Origin of the sequence: Streptomyces sp. NPDC047000, from assembly GCF_040644295.1 — a bacterium.
Taxonomy (GTDB): Bacteria; Actinomycetota; Actinomycetes; order Streptomycetales; family Streptomycetaceae; genus Streptomyces.
In genome coordinates this window covers 151,659-169,702 of the sequence record NZ_JBEYWE010000007.1, presented here as the reverse complement: position 1 = coordinate 169,702, position 18,044 = coordinate 151,659, and the positions used below count along the sequence as shown (strand labels likewise).

18 protein-coding genes are annotated in these 18,044 nt (G+C 72.9%); 2 read left to right on the top strand and 16 right to left on the bottom strand.

The annotated features are described in order from the left end of the window. Window positions 1-57: 57 nt before the first annotated feature. A complete protein-coding gene (locus tag ABZ862_RS14415; RefSeq protein WP_360957007.1) occupies window positions 58-918 on the bottom strand; it encodes a helix-turn-helix transcriptional regulator in 861 nt (286 codons plus the stop codon). A 172-nt stretch (window positions 919-1,090) separates the two neighbouring features. Here ABZ862_RS14415 and ABZ862_RS14410 point away from each other — a divergent pair, with 172 nt between their 5' ends. Further along, window positions 1,091-2,086, top strand: coding sequence for an aldo/keto reductase (locus tag ABZ862_RS14410; RefSeq protein WP_360957004.1), 996 nt, complete (start codon window positions 1,091-1,093; stop codon window positions 2,084-2,086). A gap of 124 nt (window positions 2,087-2,210) precedes the next feature. Next, a complete protein-coding gene (locus ABZ862_RS14405; protein WP_360957002.1) occupies window positions 2,211-2,918 on the top strand; it encodes a phenylalanine--tRNA ligase beta subunit-related protein in 708 nt (235 codons plus the stop codon). A 47-nt stretch (window positions 2,919-2,965) separates the two neighbouring features. Here ABZ862_RS14405 and ABZ862_RS14400 read toward each other — a convergent pair whose 3' ends face one another. The 15 genes from ABZ862_RS14400 to ABZ862_RS14330 all read right to left on the bottom strand — a co-directional run bounded on the left by ABZ862_RS14400 (window position 2,966) and on the right by ABZ862_RS14330 (window position 18,041). Beyond that, a complete protein-coding gene (locus ABZ862_RS14400; RefSeq protein ID WP_360956999.1) occupies window positions 2,966-3,892 on the bottom strand; it encodes a chlorophyllase in 927 nt (308 codons plus the stop codon). A 121-nt stretch (window positions 3,893-4,013) separates the two neighbouring features. Further along, complete coding sequence (locus ABZ862_RS14395) at window positions 4,014-4,847, bottom strand: CoA ester lyase (protein ID WP_360956996.1); 834 nt, start codon at window positions 4,845-4,847, stop codon at window positions 4,014-4,016. Between the two features lie 67 nt (window positions 4,848-4,914). Then, window positions 4,915-6,381 (bottom strand): dihydroorotase family protein, encoded by a 1,467-nt coding sequence (locus ABZ862_RS14390; RefSeq protein ID WP_360956994.1) that lies wholly within the window; start codon window positions 6,379-6,381, stop codon window positions 4,915-4,917. Further along, a complete protein-coding gene (locus tag ABZ862_RS14385; RefSeq protein WP_360956991.1) occupies window positions 6,378-7,817 on the bottom strand; it encodes an MmgE/PrpD family protein in 1,440 nt (479 codons plus the stop codon). Before ABZ862_RS14385 ends, ABZ862_RS14390 begins: the two co-directional genes overlap by 4 nt. Continuing rightward, entirely contained in the window at window positions 7,810-8,694 is an 885-nt protein-coding gene (locus ABZ862_RS14380; RefSeq protein ID WP_360956989.1) for a cyclase family protein, read from the bottom strand. Before ABZ862_RS14380 ends, ABZ862_RS14385 begins: the two co-directional genes overlap by 8 nt. Before the next feature lie 73 nt (window positions 8,695-8,767). Next, on the bottom strand, window positions 8,768-10,015 hold the full coding sequence (locus ABZ862_RS14375) for a CoA transferase (protein WP_360956986.1): 1,248 nt from the start codon (window positions 10,013-10,015) through the stop codon (window positions 8,768-8,770). Continuing rightward, entirely contained in the window at window positions 10,012-10,836 is an 825-nt protein-coding gene (locus ABZ862_RS14370; protein WP_360956983.1) for an IclR family transcriptional regulator, read from the bottom strand. The genes ABZ862_RS14375 and ABZ862_RS14370 overlap by 4 nt, the downstream gene beginning before the upstream one ends. A gap of 77 nt (window positions 10,837-10,913) precedes the next feature. Then, window positions 10,914-12,185 (bottom strand): Ohr family peroxiredoxin, encoded by a 1,272-nt coding sequence (locus ABZ862_RS14365; protein ID WP_360956980.1) that lies wholly within the window; start codon window positions 12,183-12,185, stop codon window positions 10,914-10,916. Next, window positions 12,182-13,543, bottom strand: coding sequence for a M20/M25/M40 family metallo-hydrolase (locus ABZ862_RS14360; protein ID WP_360956978.1), 1,362 nt, complete (start codon window positions 13,541-13,543; stop codon window positions 12,182-12,184). Before ABZ862_RS14360 ends, ABZ862_RS14365 begins: the two co-directional genes overlap by 4 nt. Window positions 13,544-13,640: 97 nt before the next feature. Continuing rightward, entirely contained in the window at window positions 13,641-14,405 is a 765-nt protein-coding gene (locus ABZ862_RS14355) for an SDR family NAD(P)-dependent oxidoreductase (protein WP_360956975.1), read from the bottom strand. Next, window positions 14,402-15,283, bottom strand: a complete 882-nt coding sequence (locus ABZ862_RS14350) for an ABC transporter permease (RefSeq protein ID WP_360956973.1) — start codon at window positions 15,281-15,283, stop codon at window positions 14,402-14,404. The genes ABZ862_RS14355 and ABZ862_RS14350 overlap by 4 nt, the downstream gene beginning before the upstream one ends. Window positions 15,284-15,294: 11 nt before the next feature. After that, the gene (locus tag ABZ862_RS14345) at window positions 15,295-16,125 is read right to left on the bottom strand and encodes an ABC transporter ATP-binding protein (RefSeq protein WP_360956970.1); all 831 of its coding nucleotides are present in this window, start codon (window positions 16,123-16,125) and stop codon (window positions 15,295-15,297) included. A gap of 40 nt (window positions 16,126-16,165) precedes the next feature. Then, window positions 16,166-17,293 (bottom strand): ABC transporter substrate-binding protein, encoded by a 1,128-nt coding sequence (locus tag ABZ862_RS14340; protein WP_360956967.1) that lies wholly within the window; start codon window positions 17,291-17,293, stop codon window positions 16,166-16,168. A 35-nt stretch (window positions 17,294-17,328) separates the two neighbouring features. Then, window positions 17,329-17,730 (bottom strand): nuclear transport factor 2 family protein, encoded by a 402-nt coding sequence (locus ABZ862_RS14335; protein WP_360956965.1) that lies wholly within the window; start codon window positions 17,728-17,730, stop codon window positions 17,329-17,331. Beyond that, the gene (locus ABZ862_RS14330; protein ID WP_360956963.1) at window positions 17,730-18,041 is read right to left on the bottom strand and encodes a hypothetical protein; all 312 of its coding nucleotides are present in this window, start codon (window positions 18,039-18,041) and stop codon (window positions 17,730-17,732) included. Before ABZ862_RS14330 ends, ABZ862_RS14335 begins: the two co-directional genes overlap by 1 nt. Between the last annotated feature and the right edge of the window lie 3 nt (window positions 18,042-18,044).

The window sequence follows — 18,044 nt, the reverse complement described above, 5'->3', positions numbered from 1 at the left end:
GGATCCGGACGGCGCTTTCCTCCGCACCGGGTCCGTGGTCCGCACCGGGCCGCGGACTCACCGGGTGTCCGTGCCCGCCGATCCCGCCGGGAACTCCTCGGTGCCGAGGACGCGCAGGAGTTCCAGCCGTTCGCGGGACCCGGCGTCCGCCGGGGTGAGGACCAGGAGCTGCTGCCGCAGGTCGGGGGTGACCAGGGTCTCGCAGTCCATCAGGAGGCGGCCGACCCGCGGATGCACGAAGGTCTTGCGGTCGGCGCGGCGGACCGCCACCTCGTGCCCGGCCCACAGACCGCGGAAGTCGGCGCTGGCGGCCAGCAGCCGGTCGACGACTCCGGTGATCTCGGGGTCGCCCGCCCGGCGTCCGGCCACCGCGCGCAGATCGGCGACGAGCCCGCGGGCGTGGCGCTCGTGCTCCTCCGGCGGGGCGGTGGCGCGGGCGGCGGGATCGGTGAACCAGCGGTGCACGAGGTAGCGGTCGTCACCGGAGAAGCGGGTGTGGTCGCCGGTCAGCAGCAGTGACATCCGGTTCTGGGCCAGCACCTCGCCCAGGTCCGACAGCACCAGGGCCGGGGTGTCGCCGAGCAGGTCGAGCATGCGCATCAGACCGGCCCGCGCCATGCGGGCCACTCCGTCGGCGGGCGGCGGCTGATGGCCCGCCAGATGGAAGAGATGGGCGCGCTCGTCGTCGGACAGCCGCAGCGCCCGGGCCAGCGAGCCGAGCAGCTGGACGGAGGGCTGGCTGCTGCGGCCCTGCTCCAGGCGGACGACGTAGTCCACCGACATGCCCGCGAGCATCGCCACCTCCTCCCTGCGCAGTCCGGCGGTGCGGCGGCGGGGGCCGCCGGTGATGCCGACCTCGGCCGGCCGGATCGCCTCGCGGCGGCGCCGCAGGAAGTCGGCGAGCTGATCGCGTTGCATGGCCCCATGGTCCCTCGCGACGCCCGGGCCGATCCAGGGAGCGGCGCTCCCAGGATGAACGCTCCGCTCCCGGGTCCGGCCGCACGGGCGCAGGGTGGTGGGCGGACAGAGGGTCCACGGCGGTGCCGGGGATCCACGACCGTCACGACGAGATCGGACACCGGAGAACACGATGCAGACACGAACCCTGGGCAGCACCGGTCCCGCCGTCTCCGCACTGGGCCTGGGCGCGATGGGCATGTCGGGGGCGTACGGCGAGGCGGACCGCGCGGAGAGCATCGCCACGGTGCACGCCGCGCTGGACGCCGGGATGACGCTGATCGACACCGGCGACTTCTACGGCATGGGCCACAACGAGCTGCTGCTGGCCGAGGCGCTGCGCGGCCGGGACCGGGAGAGCTACCGACTGAGCGTCAAGTTCGGGATGCTGAGCGGACCGGTGCCGGGCTATGCAGGCCAGGACTGCCGCCCCGAGGCGGTGAAGACCTTCCTCGCCTACTCGCTCAACCGTCTCGGCACCGACCACATCGACATCTACCGTCCCGCCCGGCTGGACCCGGCGGTGCCGATCGAGGAGACGGTGGGCGCGATCAAGGAGATGATCGACGCGGGGTACGTACGGCATCTGGGCCTCTCCGAGGTGGACGCGGCGACCGTCCGCCGGGCGCACGCCGTGCACCCGGTCGCCGACCTGCAGATCGAGTACTCGCTGGTCTCGCGTGCGGTGGAGGCGGAGGTGCTGCCCACGCTGCGGGAACTGGGCATCGGCATGACCGCCTACGGTGTCCTCAGCCGGGGTCTGATCTCCGGGCACTGGTCGGCCGCGGGCAGCGGGGTTCCCGGGGACCACCGCGCCTTCAGCCCGCGCTTCGCCGGCGGGAACGTCGAGCACAACCTCGCCCTGGTGGAGGCGCTGCGCCGGGTCGCCGAGGCCAAGGGGTGCACGGTGGCCCAGCTCGCCATCGCGTGGGTCGCGGCACAGGGCGAGGACATCGTGCCGCTGGTCGGCGCCCGGACCCGCGAACGGCTGGCCGAGGCGCTGCCCGCGACGGAGGTCCGGCTGACGGCGGACGACCTGGCCGGGATCGAGAAGGCGGTGCCGCTCGGCTCGGCGCGCGGCGACCGCTACCCGGCGGCGTTCATGCCGGGCCTGGGCGTCGGGAACTGATCCGGGGCCGTACCGTTGTCCGAACGCCCGCCAGGTCATTCGGTTGACCTGGCCAGGTCGTTCTGTTGTACCGTGGGGCTCTTCCCGTACCAGCCAGGCCGCCAGAGAGACCGGAACCCCGCACATGCCCGACTTCCGCATCGCGCCCTCCGTGGCGGACGCCTTCCCCGACACCCTGATCGCCCTGGTCACCGCCACGGGCCTGCGCGGACGCGAGCCCTGGCCGGACACCGACGCCGCCCTGGCCGACCTGGAGCGGCAGCTCGCCGACGGCAGCTGGCAGCCCGCCGACGAGAGCGATCCCCGTATCGAGGCGTGGCACACCGCCTACCGGGCCTTCGGCACCAACCCCCGGCGGATCCGCCCCAGCGTGGACGCGCTCGGCCGCCGTCTCGCCAAGCGGGGCAGCCTGCCGAGGATCAGCCCGGCCGTCGACTCGTACAACGCCGTCTCCGTCCGCCACGGTCTGCCCGCCGGGGCCTTCGACCTCGATCACGTCAGCGGCGACGTCGAGATCCGGTACGCGGACGGGACCGAGTCGTTCACCCCGCTCGGCGAGCCCGACACCGTCGAGACGCCCAAGCCCGGCGAGATCGTCTACACCGACCCGAGCGGCGTCCTCACCCGCCACTGGAACCACCGGGACGCCCACCGCACCCGCGTCACGGAGGACTCCACCCACGTCGTCTTCATCCTGGAGACCCTCCACGCCACCCGCGACGGCCGGCTCCTGAAGACCGCCGCCACCGAGCTCCAGGACCTCCTCGCCCCGCACGCGGACCGGACGACCGTGGATTACCTCGCCCCGGCCCGGCCTCCGGTCACCGTCTGACACCCCGCACGGACGGTCCCTCCCCCGGCCGGCGGCCGGGTGACGTGCTACTCCTTGGTCTGGATCTTGCCCAGGGGGTCCGCGGCCTCCTCCAGGGCCGCAGCCGCCGTCCGCGCGCCGGTGTCGCCCGGGTCCAGGGCGCCGCGCAGGTAGGCCGTGGTGAGGCGCTGGAGCAAGGCGACCCGGGCGGGGTTCTCGTCGGTCGTCGCGGCGGCCCCGTAGCCCGTGATTCCGCCGAGCGAGTGCTCCGCGCCGAAGAGCGTGAGCAGGCTCTTGCTGCCCGGGCTGAGGAAGTAGGGGTCGGTGAACCAGTCCGGTCCCCGGGTGGACAGCAGTGACTGGTCGTGGTCCCCGGCGACGATCAGGGCCGGAGTCGTCATGGTGTCGAAGGACGGCCGCATGAAGGGGAAGTTCTCGCGGGCGAACGGGGTCAGGTCGTCGCCCAGGCCGGTCAGGGCGAGCAGCACGCCCGCCTTGACCCGCGCGTCGGACATGTCCTCGCCCGGCACGCCGCCGGCGTCGAGGACGCGTGCGCCGAGCAGGGCGCTGGCCGACTGGGCGCCCCAGGAGTGGCCGCCGACGGCGATGCGGTCGTGGTCGACACGTCCGGCGAGGCCCGGCACCGCGGCTTCCAGTACCTCCAGGCCGTCCAGCGCGCGCCGGAGGTCGTCGATGCGGTGACGCCAGATCCGCGGGGTGCGGGGGTCCTCCGGCGGGAGGGCGAGGGTCCTGGAGTCGAGGTGGGTGGGCTGTACGACGACGAAGCCCTGCGCGGCCCAGTGGTCCGCCAGGGGGGCATAGTCGTCCATCGAGCAGCCGAAGCCGTGCGAGAAGACGATGACGGGCAGGGCGCCGCCGGCGGCGGGGGTGGATACGCGGAACTGCAGGTCCGCGCCGCGGCCGGGGGCCGCCAGGACGACCGGCCGGACGGAGACGACCGGGGCGGGCGGACGGACGACGGTGGATTCGGACATGCCGGTGCCTTCCAGGTGCGTTCGCGGCCGTCGCACGACCACGAAACGGAACGTTGCTCCGCAAACAATACGGAGCAACGTTCCGTTTCACAACCGGCGGCTGCCGGGAGCCGCCCGCCGGTCAGCGGCTGCCGGGGGCCGCCGCCAGGACCCGGCGGGCGCCGCGCACCACCGCCTCGTCGACCATCCGGCCGGCGTCGTCGAGGACGACGCCCTCGCCGGCCTTCTCGAACCGTTCGACCAGTGCACGGGCCCGCTCCACCTCGGCGGCGCTCGGGGTGAACACCTCGTTGACGACCGGGAGCTGCGCCGGATGGATGCAGGCCCGGCCGCCGAAGCCGAGGCGTCTGAGCGCCGCGGTGGAGGCGCGCAGGGCACCGAGGTCACGGAAGTCGGTGCTGACCGGGGCGAGGGGCCGCTCCAGTCCGGCGGCCGCGCAGGCCAGCACCAGCTGGGATCTCGCCCACAGCAGTTCGGTGCCGTCCGGGCCGGGTTCGATGCCGGTGTCGGCGCACAGGTCGGCCTCTCCCAGCTGCATCCGCGTCACCCGGGGGCCCCGGGCGAGGAGGGGCGCGGAGAGGAGGGCGGCGGCGCTCTCCAGGAGGGGGCACAGCGCGATCCACGGGGCCGCGCGCAACGCGCTCGCCACGGCGGCGAGATCGCCGGCCGTCTCCGTCTTGGCCACGATCAGCCCGGTGACCTGGGGCAGGGCCACCGCACGGGCGTCGGCGAGTCCCGGCGGCCCGGGGTTGATCCGTACCCAGATCTCCGGGCGCGGGGAACGGCCCGCCGCGGGAAGTCCGGCCAGCCACTGTGCGGCCGTGGCGCGGGCCTGGTCCTTGGCGTCCGGGGCGACCCCGTCCTCCAGGTCCACGATGATCCCGTCGGCGCCCCGGTCCAGGGCCTTGGCCAGCATCTCCGGGCGGTCGCCCGGCACGTACAGGGCGGAGCGCATACGTCGCCCTCCTCTCCGATCTGCCCCGCGGCGCCGGAGCCGGTCCGGCACCGCGGCACGGTGGCTGTCAGGCGCCGGTCGGGCGGTGCAGATAGGTGCCGGCGGGCTCGCCGACGACCTTGCCGTCGTCGAGGATCCTGGTGCCCCGCAGGAAGGTGTCGGTGACCCGGGCGGTGAGTCCGAAGCCCTCGAAGGGGGTGTACTCCTGGGTGGACTCGGAGTCCGCGGCGCGGACGGTCCAGGTGTGGTCCGGGTCGACCAGCGCGATGTCGGCGTCGAAGCCGGGGGCGATCCGGCCCTTGGTGGGCAGGCCGTAGCGCCGGGCCGGGTTCCAGGCGGTGAGGGCGGCGATCCGCCCGAGGGACAGACCCCGCCGGGTGCCCTCGGTGACCATGCCGGGCAGCAGGTACTCGGCGCCGCCGAAGCCGGACTTGGCGACGAAGACGTCGTCCTTCGGCTCGCCGAACTTGAGTTCCTCGCGGCAGCAGGCGTGGTCGGAGACGACCCAGTCGACGGTGCCGTCCAGGACGTACTCCCACAGGGCCTCGACGTCCTCGCGGGGCCGCAGCGGCGGGTTGACCTTGCCGCCGAGGCCGTGCGCGGTGTCGATGTCGGCGAGCAGATGACCGACGGTGACCTCGCGGCGGAAGTCGATGTGCGGGAACGCCTTGCTCATGCGCACGGCCGCGTCGACCGCCTTGCGGGACGAGAGGTGGAGCAGGTTGATGGTGGGCAGGCCGGTCTCGTGGGCGAGGTAGGAGGCGATGGAGACGGCCAGGCCCTCCGAGTGCTGCGGCCGGGAGGCGCTGTAGGCGGCCAGGCCGGTCAGCTCACCGGCCTCCTCGACCAGTCGGGTGTACGCCGTCATGATCTCGGCGGTCTCGCAGTGCAGGGAGAGCGATATCTGGTCGGCGATGTCGGGGAACCGCTCGCGGGCGGCCTGGATGCCGCGCATCACGAACTCGAAGTGGGCGTAGTCGTAGCGCTCGCCCTCCGGGGTCATGAGGAAGGAGCTCTGGTCGGCGGAGCGGCCGTGCAGGCCGTGGCCGCCGTAGAACATGAACACCTTGAACGAGGTGACGCCGTGCTCGCCGATCAGGGCCGGGATCTCGGCGATGTGGCCCTTGGACATGGGGGCGAGGTGGTAGGCGTAGTCCACGTGGGCGCGGCCCGCGGTGCGGGCGAGGACCTCGGGGAAGAAGTCGGCGTAGTCGCCGCCCTTGTTCAGGTAGTACTGGCCGGTGCGCATGTAGGTGAGGGCCGAGGTGACACCGCCCTGGGCGCAGGCGCGGCTCTCGCTGACGGCGTCCTGGTCGAGCGGGTTGTAGATGCCCCAGTGCTGGTGCGCGTCGACGACACCGGGGAAGGCCAGCTTCCCGCCGCCGTCGACGATGCCGCGGGCGCCGGTGACGTCGATGCCGGGGGCGACGGCGACGGTCTTCCCGTCACGGACGGCGATGTCGGCCGCCCGCGGTTCGTCCTGCTCGTCGGTGACTACGCGGACGTTCTTCACCACGAGGTCGTACTCGGTCACGAGGGGTCTCCTGCCACGGTCTTCAGCTCGGCCAGGGGGCGGAGCAGGTCTTGGATGCGGTCGGGTCCGCCGAGGCGCAGGCCCCGGTCCATCACGGTGTCCAGGTCGGCCGGGGAGAGCCGGCCGGCGGCGTTGTCGCGGAACTTCAGGGCGAGTTCGGCGTCCGACAGGGGCCGTGCGGGGCCGCCCCGGTTGGCGAGCACCTCCTGCCGCCAGACGCGGCCGTCGGTGTCGTGGGCGGTGAGCACGGCGGGGAACTGCCCGGGGAAGAGGGCGGTGGCGGTGTCGTCGACGACGACCTCGACCTTCGCCATGAGCTCCCGGCGCTCCGGGTCGCGGGCGAGTTCGTCGGTGAAGTCGTCCAGGCCGAGACCGAGACCGTGTCCGCCGCCCAGAAGTCCGGCGGCGACCATGTAGGGGCCGGAGAACTGGGCCTGGTAGCCGGTCTCGGGGGCGCGTTTGCGTTCGATGGGCTGCCCGATGGTACGGATCACCGGGGCCGGGACGCCGAGCACCAGCCGCTCCACCCGCGCCGGGTCCAGGCCCTGTTCGCGCAGGGCCATGGCGGCGTCGGCGGCCGTGTGGGTGAAGTGGTTGGCCGGGTAGGGCTTGAAGAAGATGCCGGGCACCGCCCAGTCGGTGCCGAGGCCGTCGGTGACGGCGGCCGGGTCGTAGACGCCGTGCAGGAACGCCTGGAAGAACCCGAAGCGGCCCTCGAACACGGTGGGCGGGCCGGTGAAGCCGCGGCGCACCAGCTGGGCGGCGGTGACGGCGGACTGGGCGGCGAGCCCGCAGTGCAGCCGTTTCACGGTGCCGCCGGTGCGGTTGGCCTCGATGATCCCGGCGGCCATGGAGGCGGTGATGCCGAGGACGTCGACGAGCCCGTCCTCGGTGAGCCCGAGCAGCAGCCCCGCCGCGACGGCACCGCCGAGCGCGCCGCAGATGGAGGTGGCGTGCTGGCCGTGCTCGAAGAAGGTGGAGTTGCCGGACTCCCGGTCGTAGCCGGCCATACCGAGCCGTACGCACACCTCGAGCCCCACGGCGATGGCCCGGACGGTGCTCCCCCCGTCCGCGCCGGCGGCCTCGGCGGCGGCGAGCGCGGCGGGGACGACGGAGGCGCTGGGGTGCAGCACGGACGGCAGATGGGTGTCGTCGTAGTCCAGGGAGTGGGCGAGGACGCCGTTGGCGAGGGCGGCGAGCGGGGCGGGGACCCGGGTGCGCCCGCCGCCGACGACGGTGGCCTGGGGCGTGCCGCCCTGTTCGCGCACATGCTCGACGATGGCGGCGGAGGTGGGCAGCCGGTGGGCGGCCACGCAGAGGCCGAGCACGTCGACGACGCGCTTGCGCACGCTGCCGGTGACGTCCTCGGGCAGGGTGCCGAAGGAGGTGGCGGCGGCGAACCCGGCCAGGCTCCGGGCGAGGGTGGGCTCAGCCACGGCCGTCCCCCGCAGCCGGGTCGCTGATCACGGCCAGCGGGCGCACCGGGGACCCGGTGGCGCCGAACAGCGGGAGCGGGGACAGCACGAAGGTGAACTCGTGGACCGCCTGTGCCGCGATCTCCTCCAGGTCGAGGGTCTCGACGATGTAGATGCCGGCCTCGACGAGCAGCACCCGGTGTGCGGGGAGGCTGGCGTGGCCGGCGCCCGGGGCCAGCCGCTCGAAGGCGATGGAGTCGGCCCCGGCGGCGTGCACCCCGCGGGCCGCGAGCCACTGCGCACCGGCCTCGCTCACCCCCGGCACGCCGGAGTCGTGGCCGATGAAGGTGTCACGGCCGGGGTCGTCGAACCGGCGCCCCCAGCCGCTGCGGACGAGGACGACGTCACCGGGGCCGACGGGGGTGCCCTGGCGGCGTTCGGCCGCCTCCAGGTCGGCGACGGTGATCTCGTAGCCGGGCTCGCAGACCTCGGCGCCGAGTGCGGCGGGCACGTCGAGCAGGACGCCCCGGCGCACCATGGGCGCGATGGTGTGCACCCCGTGGTCGGGGTAGACGCCGCCGACGCCCGCGGCCCGCGCGTCGGCGCCGCCGTACAGCCTGCCGTTGTGGGAGACGTGGGCGAGGGCGTCGATGTGGGTGCCGACGTGGGTGCCCATGACGAGCATGTCGTTGGCGGCGGAGCCGCCGTCCGCGCGGATCCGGTCGCCGTGTCTGCGGGGCAGCGTGTGCCAGTAGGCGGGATGGTTGGGCGACTGGGGCATGCCGATGTAGAGGCGGCGGCCGAGGTCGAGGACGCGCACTCCCCCGCGCACGGCGGCCAGGAGGGGGTCGGGCGCCCTGGTGGGCGCGGGTGGGGTGATGGATGCCGTGTCGCTCATGTGCGTCCCGTCTTTCTCTCGGTGGTGCCGCGCACTGCCGCCGGCCCGGTGCCGGCCGTGGCCCCGGCCGCCGTCAGGAGACGACCTTGCGGGCGCGCAGGGCCGTCAGCTCGTCCGGTCCGACTCCCAGTTCGCCGGTGAGCACGTCGTCGGTGTCCGCGCCGGGCGCGCGTCCGGTGAAGCGGATCGCCCCCGGTGTGCGGGACATCCGCCACATGACGTTGTGCATGAGCAGCGGCCCGAAGTCCTCGTCGTCGACGGTCACCAGCATCCGCGTGGCCCGGACGTGCGGGTCCTCGACGAGGTCCCGGGCGTCGTAGACGGGTGCCACGGCGGCCCCGGCCGCGGTGAACTCGGCGACGACCTTCTCGCGGGTGCGTCCGGCGATCCAGCCGCCGACGAGGTCGTCGAGCAGGTCGGCGCGGGCCGCGCGGCCGGCTCCGGAGGCGAACCAGTCCTCCTCGGTGATCTCGGGGTGGCCCACCAGTTCGAGGACCCGTTCGGCGATCCGCTGGGCGCTGGTGGAGACGGCCACCCAGTGGCCGTCGCAGGTGCGGTAGGTGTTGCGCGGCGCGTTGTTGGTGGACCGGTTGCCGTGCCGCTGCCCGACGACGCCGAGCTGGTCGTAGACCGTGGGCGAGGGGCCGACGGCGGCCATGATGGGTTCGATCAGGCTCATGTCGACGACCTGGCCGCGGTGCTCGGGGTCGCGGTCGCGGGCGTACAGCGCCATGGTGGCGGCCGAGGACGCGGCGATCCCGCAGATCGTGTCGGCGAGGCCGAAGGCCGGCAGGGTGGGCGGCCCGTCGGGGTCGCCGGTCAGATGGGCGAAGCCGCTCATGGCCTCGGCGAGGGTGCCGAAGCCGGCCCGCGACGCGTACGGTCCGGTCTGCCCGAAGCCGGTGATCCGTACGATCACCAGCCCGGGGTTGGTCTCGTGCAGGACGTCGGGGCCGAGGCCCCAGCGTTCCAGGGTGCCGGGGCGGAAGTTCTCCACCAGGACGTCGGCGCTCTGTGCCAGGCGGCGGAAGAGGGCCGCGCCGTCCGGGTCGGAGAGGCTCAGGCCGACGGTGCGTTTGTTGCGGGAGACCTCCTTCCACCACAGCGGGATGCCGTCCTTGGACTCGCCGTGACCGCGCATCCCGTCCCCGGCGACGGGGTGCTCGATCTTGATCACCTCGGCACCGAAGTCGCCGAGCAGCTGGGCGCACAGCGGTCCGGCCAGGATGGTGGAGGCGTCGATGACCCGGAGGCCGTCCAGGGGGCCCGGGCCGGAGCCCCGGGCCTCCCGTGCGGCGCCCGGCTGCGCCGAACTCGTCATGGTGTGACGTCCTTTCGTTCCCCGGTGGTGTCCCGTACGGCACCGAGGTCGGCGGAGATGCGTGCGGCGGCCCTGGCGACCCGTTCGCCCAGCTCATGGCTGGTGGACTCGCGGAACATGCCCCGGGTGCCGCAGACCGAGACCGAGCCGACCACCTGCCCGATCGGCCCGTGCAGGGCGGCGGCCACACTGGCGGCCTCCGCCTGCCGCTCCCCCACGCTGACCGCGTAGCCGGCCGCGCGGATGACCGAGATCTCCTCGCGGAGGGTGGCGGCCGAGGTGATGGTGGCGTCGGTGACGCTGTCGAGACGGTGGTGCTCGATGTAGTCCTGCACCTCGGAGTCGGGCAGGGCGGCGAGGACGGCCTTCGAGGAGGAACCGGCGTGCAGGGGGTGGCTGGTGCCCAGGGCGACCGACATCCGGATCTCCTGGCGGGAGAGGACCTGGTCGACGTACACCCGGGACCAGCCCTGCCGCAGCGACAGGGTCGCGGTCTGGCCGGTCTCCTCGGACAGCGCCACGAGGTGGCGGTGGGCGATGGTGGGGATGTCCAGTTCCCGCATGGCGGCGAGACCGATGGTCAGGGCGCCGGGTCCCATCCGGTACACCTTGGTGTCCTCGTCGAAGGCGAGGAAGTTCCCCGCGACCAGCTCGCGCAGGATGCGGTGGGCCACCGCTTTCGGCAGGCCCGTCTCACGCGCGATCACCGAGACGCCCTGCGCGTGCGGGGCACGCGCGACGGTGTCGATCACCGCGAGCGCGCGGGCGATCCCGGAGCGGCTGGGGCCGTTGGGCTCTTCGATGTCGTCGATGCTGGTCATGGGAAACCTCGGTCGGTCGGCCGGCCCGGCTGTGCGGTCCGGCGTGAAGGTCACGGCGGCGGGAGGACCGTACGGCGTCAGGAGCCGCCGGTGACCTCCGTGGTGACGTCGATGTTGCCCCGGACGGCGCCGGAGTAGGGGCAGAGTGTGTGGGTCAGGGCGACCAGTTCCTCCAGCACGGGCTGCGGGCACCGCGGCGCGGTCACCGCCAGCCGGACCGCGATGCCGTAGGTTCCGCCGGGCCGGGTGCCGAGGGTGACGGACGCGGTGACGGTGACCGGTCCGGCGCTCACGCGTCTGCGGCGTTCGGCGACGCCCAGGGCGCTGCCGAAGCAGGCGGCGTAACCGGCGGCGAACAGTTCCTCGGGGTCGGTCCCGGTGGCCCCGGCGCCGGCCGCACCGCTGCGCTCGGCGGGCCGGGTGAGGGCCAGTTCCAGTGTGCCGCTGCGGGACCGGGCGCGTCCCGCGCGGCCGCCGGTGACCTCGACGACGGCCGTGTACAGGGGCGTGAACGGCGGTGCGGCGGCGGCCGCGTGGGCGAGCACATGGCCGGCGACCGCGGCCGCGAACTCCTGCGGCTTCTCCTCCGCGACGAAGTCCGTGCCGCCGTCGATGCGGACCAGCGGGGCGTCGGGGAACGCCGCGGTGACGACGTCGTTCATCCGGTCGAGGACGTCCTCGCTGCCGTGCAGCAGCAGCGTCGGTACGCCCTTGAGGGCGGCGGTGTCGGCCCTGTGGGCGAAGACCGCGCGGTAGGCGACGCCGTAGTCCGGTCCCACGCTGAGGTACTCGGCGACCTGGCGGCTGGCCGACTCGGCGGAGATCGTGGGGTACAGCCACCGGACGCGGTCCCAGACGACCTGGAGGTGGGCGCCGTCGGGGGCGGGGGTGTAGCCGGGGGCGTAGCGGGCGGCCTTCTCGGCGCGTTCCTCGTCGCTGTAGAGCGGGATGCCCTGGAAGATCAGGCCGAGGACCCGGTCGCGCTGCTGGAGCGTCGCCTCCGCGGCGATGATCGCGCCGGTGTGCTGGCCGAGGAGGTGGACCTTGCCGAGGCCGAGGGCGTCGGTGATCTGCCAGAGGGCGGTGGCGTACTCGGGGATGGACCACTGCTCGGGCGTGGCGTCCGACATGCCGAAGCCGGGGATGTCGATCGCCACGGTGTCCAGCCCGTGCGCGGCGAGCGCGGCCATGGCCGGTTCGTAGGTGGCGGAGGACAGCGGGGACTGGTGCACCACGACCAGCGCGGGTCCGCCGGCCGGTCCGGAGCGGCGGAAGTGGACCTGTCCCCAGGGGAGTTCCAGGTAGCCGCGGTGCGTGGCGCCCTTCAGGTGGGTGACGTGGGTGCTCATGCCCGCACCGCCATGGCGGCCATGATCCGGACGACGTGCTTGACGCCCATGCGGTAGTCCTCCAGTCGGATGTGCTCGTCGGGCCCGTCGACCCCGGCGTCCGCGCGGGACACGCCCACCCCGACGATGGGCAGGCCGGCCAGGACGCCCTGGTTGCCGACCCACTGGGTGTACGGCTCGACGAGGGGTTCGGCGCCGTAGGCGGCGCGGGCGGTCTCGGCGACCAGGGCGACGAACGGATCGGTGTGGTCGGTGTGGTGCGGGCGGCTGGTCGCGGTCGCCTCGACGGCGATGTCGGAGAAGCCCGCGGTGGCGAGGTGGGTGCGGACGGCGTCCAGCACGCGGTCCGGGTCCTGGCCGGGGACGAGACGGATCTCGGCCTTGGCGGTGGCGGTGGCGGGGATACCGAGGGTGACGTCGTCGGTGTTGTCGCCACCGGTGATGCCGGTGATGGTGAGGGTCGGCTCGGTACGGATCGCGACGGCGGCCCCGGTGTCGTCCAGTCCGCCGCGGAAGGCGTCGACCCCGGCCCGCTCCCTGAGGAAGGCCCCGTCGAACGGCATCTGCTCCAGCAGGGCGCGTTCGGCGTCGGTGGGGACCCGGGCGTCGTCGGCGAAGCCCTTGACGGCGGGGGTGCCGTCGGGGTGGACCAGGGTGGCCAGGGCGGAGACGAGCCGGGTGGTGGCGGACGGCAGCAGCGCGGTGTTCTGGCTGGTCAGTTCGCGGGTGAGGGTGGTGGAGGTGAGCCGCAGGTAGAGGATGCCCTTCTCACCGAGCTTCAGCAGGGGCCGGCCCTCGCCGTCGCACCAGGAGTTCTCCCACAGGGCGGCGTCGGCGGCGAGCCGGCCGGCGTGCGCCGCGACGAAGGTCTCCAGGCCGGGGCTGTGCAGCCACTGCTTGCCCTCGATGAGGTAGCGGCTGGTGACCGGCGGTTCCTGGCCGGACAACCGCCATGCGGCGGCGGCGTGCAGCCGCGACATGAGGGCGCCCTTGTCGTCGGCGACACCGCGGGCGTAGAGCCGGCCGTCGTGGATCTCGGCGGCGTACGGGGGGCTGATCCACTCGGCGTCGTCGCCGGTGGGCTCGACTTCCACGTCGTAGTGGTTGAAGTGCAGGAGGCGTCCCTCGCCGCCGCCGATCTCGGCGATGACGTACGGGTGGGACTTCTCCCACGGGACGACCTCGGCGGTGCCGCCCCAGCGTTCCGCGGACGCCTTGAGGAACTCGGCGGTCGCGGTCATCTGCTCGGGTTCCTGGCGTCTGCTGCGCAGCCGGCAGAGTTCCTGGAGTTCGGTGACGAAGGTGTCGAAGTGGTCGTCGACGGCGCTGAGGGCGGCGTCGAGATCGAAGTCGGGCATGCGGGAGGCTCCAGTTCCGTGGGAGACGGACGGCGGTCGGACGGACGGGGCGGGCCGTCGGTGGTGGTGCTGCGGCCGGGTGCCGGGTCCGGGGCGGTCAGTGGATGACCGCGCCGCCGTCGACGAACACCGTCTGGCCGGTCGTCATGGCGGCCGCCGGGCTGAGGAGATGGGCGACGGTCAGGGCGACGTCGCGGGGGCCGGCCATGCGGCCGAGCGGGATGCCCGCCATCTTGCCGGCCATGTAGGCGCCGTCCGCGCGGACGTCCTCGGTCATGGCCGTGGGGACGATGGTCGGTCCGACGGCGTTGACGCGGATGTTGTCGGGGGCCCATTCCAGGGCCAGGACGCGGGCCATGTGCATCACCCCGGCCTTGCTGACGCAGTAGCCGAGGGTGTCGAGCACCGCGATGTGGCCGTTGGTGGAACCGAGGTTGACGATGCTGCCCGCCCCGCAGGCGCGCAGCGCGGGGTAGGCGGCCTGCGACATGCGGAAGGTTCCGGTGAGGTTGACGTCGATGACGCGGGTGAAGTCCGCCTCGCTCATGGTGGCCGCGGGGCCCCTGCTGACGATTCCGGCGTTGTTGACGAGGTGGTCCAGACGGCCGTGGGCCGCGAGGACCTCCTCGACGGTGCGGCGGCAGGAGTCCGCGGAGGTGATGTCGAGGTGGTGGCGGGTGTGGCCGCCGTCGCCGGGGAGGCCGTCCTCCCACCGGTGGCCGGGGACGATGTCGGCGGCGGCGACGGTGGCGCCCAGCTCGGCCAGCCGGGCGGCGACGACGGCGCCGATCCCCCGGGCGGCCCCGGTCACCAGGGCCACCCTTCCGTCGAAGCGCACGGGGTCGGTCGTGGCGGTGCTCATGCGCCGATCACCCTGCTGTCGTCGGCCCAGAAGGCGAACCGCCTGCGGGCGAGGCGGATGACGAAGTGCGCGATGAGCCCGAGGACCGAGAGGACGACGAGGACCGCGAACATGCCCGCGATGTCGAAGTTGTAGTTGGTCTGCAGGAGGAGGTAGCCGAGGCCCTCCTTGGCGCCGATGAACTCGCCGACGACCGCGCCGAGGATGGCGAAGACGATCCCGATGTCGAGGCCGGCGAAGATGAACGGCAGGGCGCCGGGGAGCCGTACGCGGCGGAAGATGTCGAACTTGCTCGCCCCGAAGACGGTCATCATCTGCACCCGGTCGGCGTCCGCCGAGCGCAGTCCCTCGACGACGTTGACCAGCATGGGGAAGAAGGAGATGACCGCGGCCATCACGACCTTGCTGGTCATGCCGAAGCCGAACCAGACCACGAACAGCGGGGCGAGGGCCACCTTCGGCACGGTCTGGAAGGCCACGATGTACGGCATCAGGGTCTTCTCGATCAGTCTGACCTGGGATATCGCCGTACCGAGCAGCAGGGCGGCGCCGACGCCCAGCAGGAAGCCGTACAGCGACTCCAGCAGGGTGACCTTCATATGGGTCCAGAACAACGCGTCGGACAGCTGGGTCAGCAGGGCGTCGAAGATCCGGCTGGGGCGCGGCAGCACGTACTCGTCGACGCCGAGAGCGGGGACCAGGTACTCCCACAGGAGCACGACCGCGACGAAGACGCCGGGGACGAGCACCCACTCGGGGTGGTCCCGCAGGTCCGGCCTGCGGCGCGGGGCGGCGGGCGGCGGGGCGGCGGCGGGGCCGGCGTCCTTGCGGGCGGTACCGGTGCGGCCGTCGTCGCGGTCTTCGCCGGTCGTGGTCATCAGCGGCCTCATCAGTCGATCACGCCCTGGGCGTTGAAGTGGGAGCGGATCCGCTCGATGTGGACACCGGCCCGGTCGGACGCCATGACGCTGAGCTCGCGCGGGCGTTCGAGGTCGATGTCGATGATCTCGGCGATCCGGCCGGGGCGGGGGCTGAGCACCACCACGCGGTCGGAGAGGAACACCGCCTCGGGGATGGAGTGGGTGACGAGCACGACGGTCTTGCCGCTCTCCCGCCAGATCCGCAGGAGTTCGACGTTCATGTACTCGCGGGTCATGGCGTCGAGGGCGCCGAACGGCTCGTCCATGAGCAGCACGGCCGGGTCGTGGACCAGGGCGCGGCAGATGCCGGCCCGCTGCTGCATGCCGCCGCTGAGCTCGTCCGGGTACTTGTCCGCGAACCGGCTGAGCCCCACCATCTCCAGCAGCCGGCCGGCCCGTTCGCGGTAGACGGCCCGGTCGAGGCGCTGGATCTCGGCCGGAACCATCACGTTCTGCAGGATCGTGCGCCAGGGCAGGAGCGTGGCGGCCTGGAAGACCATGCCGATCTCGGGCAGCGGGCCGTCGACGTCGCGTCCGGCGACCCGGACGGTGCCCTCCGTCCTGGGGATGAGCCCCGCGAGGATCTTCAGCAGGGTCGTCTTGCCGCAGCCCGAGGGGCCGACGACCGAGATGAACTGGCCCCGTCCGACCGTGAAACCGATGTCGGACAGCGCGTGGGTGGGCTCGGACTTGCGGGGGTGGTAGACCTTGTGCAGCCCGCTCACCTCGATCCAGCTGTCCTCGTCCGCTTCCGCGGCGGTCGCCGTGCGCCGGCCGCGGCCGAGAGTCTTCATGGCCATGGTGACCTCCTTGCCTTCCTGCTCCTGGCGCCGTCTCCGGCTACTTGGCGGCGCTCTCGGCCTTGCCGATGACGGCGGCCGCGTCGAAGTCGTTGACGTCCTTCAGCAGGCCGGCGTCCCACAGCGTGGTGAGGTCGGGGTCCTTGGTGATGGTCCCGGAGGACTTCATGTAGTCGCCCGTCTTGGTCCAGGCCTCGGTGCTGACGGCGCCCCAGTCCTTCCAGGACGCGGGTTCACCGGTGGCCGGTACGGCCGTTCTGACCCAGGCCTGGAGGATCTTGGTGTCGTTCGCGATCCGGGCGTCGGCCTGCTGGCCGGAGAGGATCGCCGGGTAGACGCTGTAGCCGTCCCGCATGGCGGCCTCGGGGTTGACGGCGGAGAAGAGCAGTCCCTTGTACGAGGCCCGCAGGAAGCGGGTGATCTCGTCCTTCTTCTTGCTCAGCGTGTCCTTGCGCACCACGTAGGTCAGGGAGCGGATCCCGTCGAAACGCGGGCCGTTCTGGAGGTAATCGAAGGACTTCCCGCTCAGTTCGAGGGTGGTGTACGCCTGTGTGTAGAGCGCCAACGCGTCCACCTTGCCGCCCTCGAGGGCGGACAGCGCCTGGCTGCCGACGCCCACCGGGATCAGGTCGACGTCCTTCTGCGGGTCCAGACCGCCGTCCTCCGCCATGGCCCTGGCGTACGGGGCGGAGCCGGAGGCGAGGCTGATGACGCCGATCTTCTTGCCCTTGAGGTCCTTGGCGCTCTTGATCGGGCTGCCCGGGAGCGTGGCGATCCGCCACGGCCAGTTCTGCACGAGGCCGCCGACGGCGACGACGGGGACGCCCTTCTCGCGGGCGGCCAGGATGGCGCTGGCGTCGGCGGGGGTGATGTCGGCACTGCCGGAGGCGACCGCCTGGACGGCGGCGACCGAGCCGTCGGTGTTGATGGTCTTGACGTCCAGGTTCTCCTCGGAGAGGAAGCCCTCCTTCTTGGCGACGGAGTAGGTGGCGACCTCCTCCTTCGGACCGATGACGGCGGAGGCGATGGCGAGCTGGATCGTCGCGGTCTTCTTCCCCGAGGCGGAGTCCGCCGAGGAGGATCCGGAGCCGGTGCCGCCGCAGGCGGTGAGGGCGGTCATGACGGAGACGGTCACGGCGCCGGCGCCGAGTCTCAGGGCGTGCTTCATGTTCGGTACCTCTGCTGTTCGAGTGGAGTGGGCTGTCAGCCGCGTACCGGGCTGCTGGTCCCGGTGTCGCTGAGGTCGTTGTAGACGTGCTGTTCGGCGATCAGCCCGTCCCGCAGGACGAAGACGTCGGCGTAGCGCACGGCTTCGAAGGGGTGTCCGGCCAGGTCCTCGCCGTAGAGGGTGCCGAGCGAGGTGACGGACACCAGGCCGTCCGGGGTCCGGCCCTCGATGTACCGGTCGCGGTGTTTGCGCACCCACCGGTAGCGGCCACGCTGGCCGGCCGTCATCTCGGGCAGGGAGTGGTAGGAGAGGTCCCCGGGGAAGACGATGCGGATTCCCGGGGCGAGCAGCTTCCCCGCCTCGTCGAGGTCGCGGTCCTCGCAGAGCTGGAGGTAGCGGTCGACGGTGGCGGCGGGGGTGAGCGGCCCGGTGGTCATCAGCCGGCCCGCTTTCCCAGGGTCGACTCCCACTGGTCACGCAGGGGGCGCTCGGCGGGACCGGTCTCGGTGATGACGCGCATCAGCCGGGCCAGGGCGGCCTCGCGCCGGCCGTCCAGCACGCGCTGCTCGTCCTCGGTGGGCCGCAGGGCGTCGAGTTCGCCGCCGGTGAGCACGCCGTGCCGCACCAGCAGGGCCTCCATGGCGTGCAGGCGCTGGGTGGTGACGTGCAGTTCGGTGCTGACCTGGAGCAGCAGGTCGAACAGCTTGCCGGTGTTGCGGTCGCGGAAGTAGTCGAATTCCTCGGTCATGGC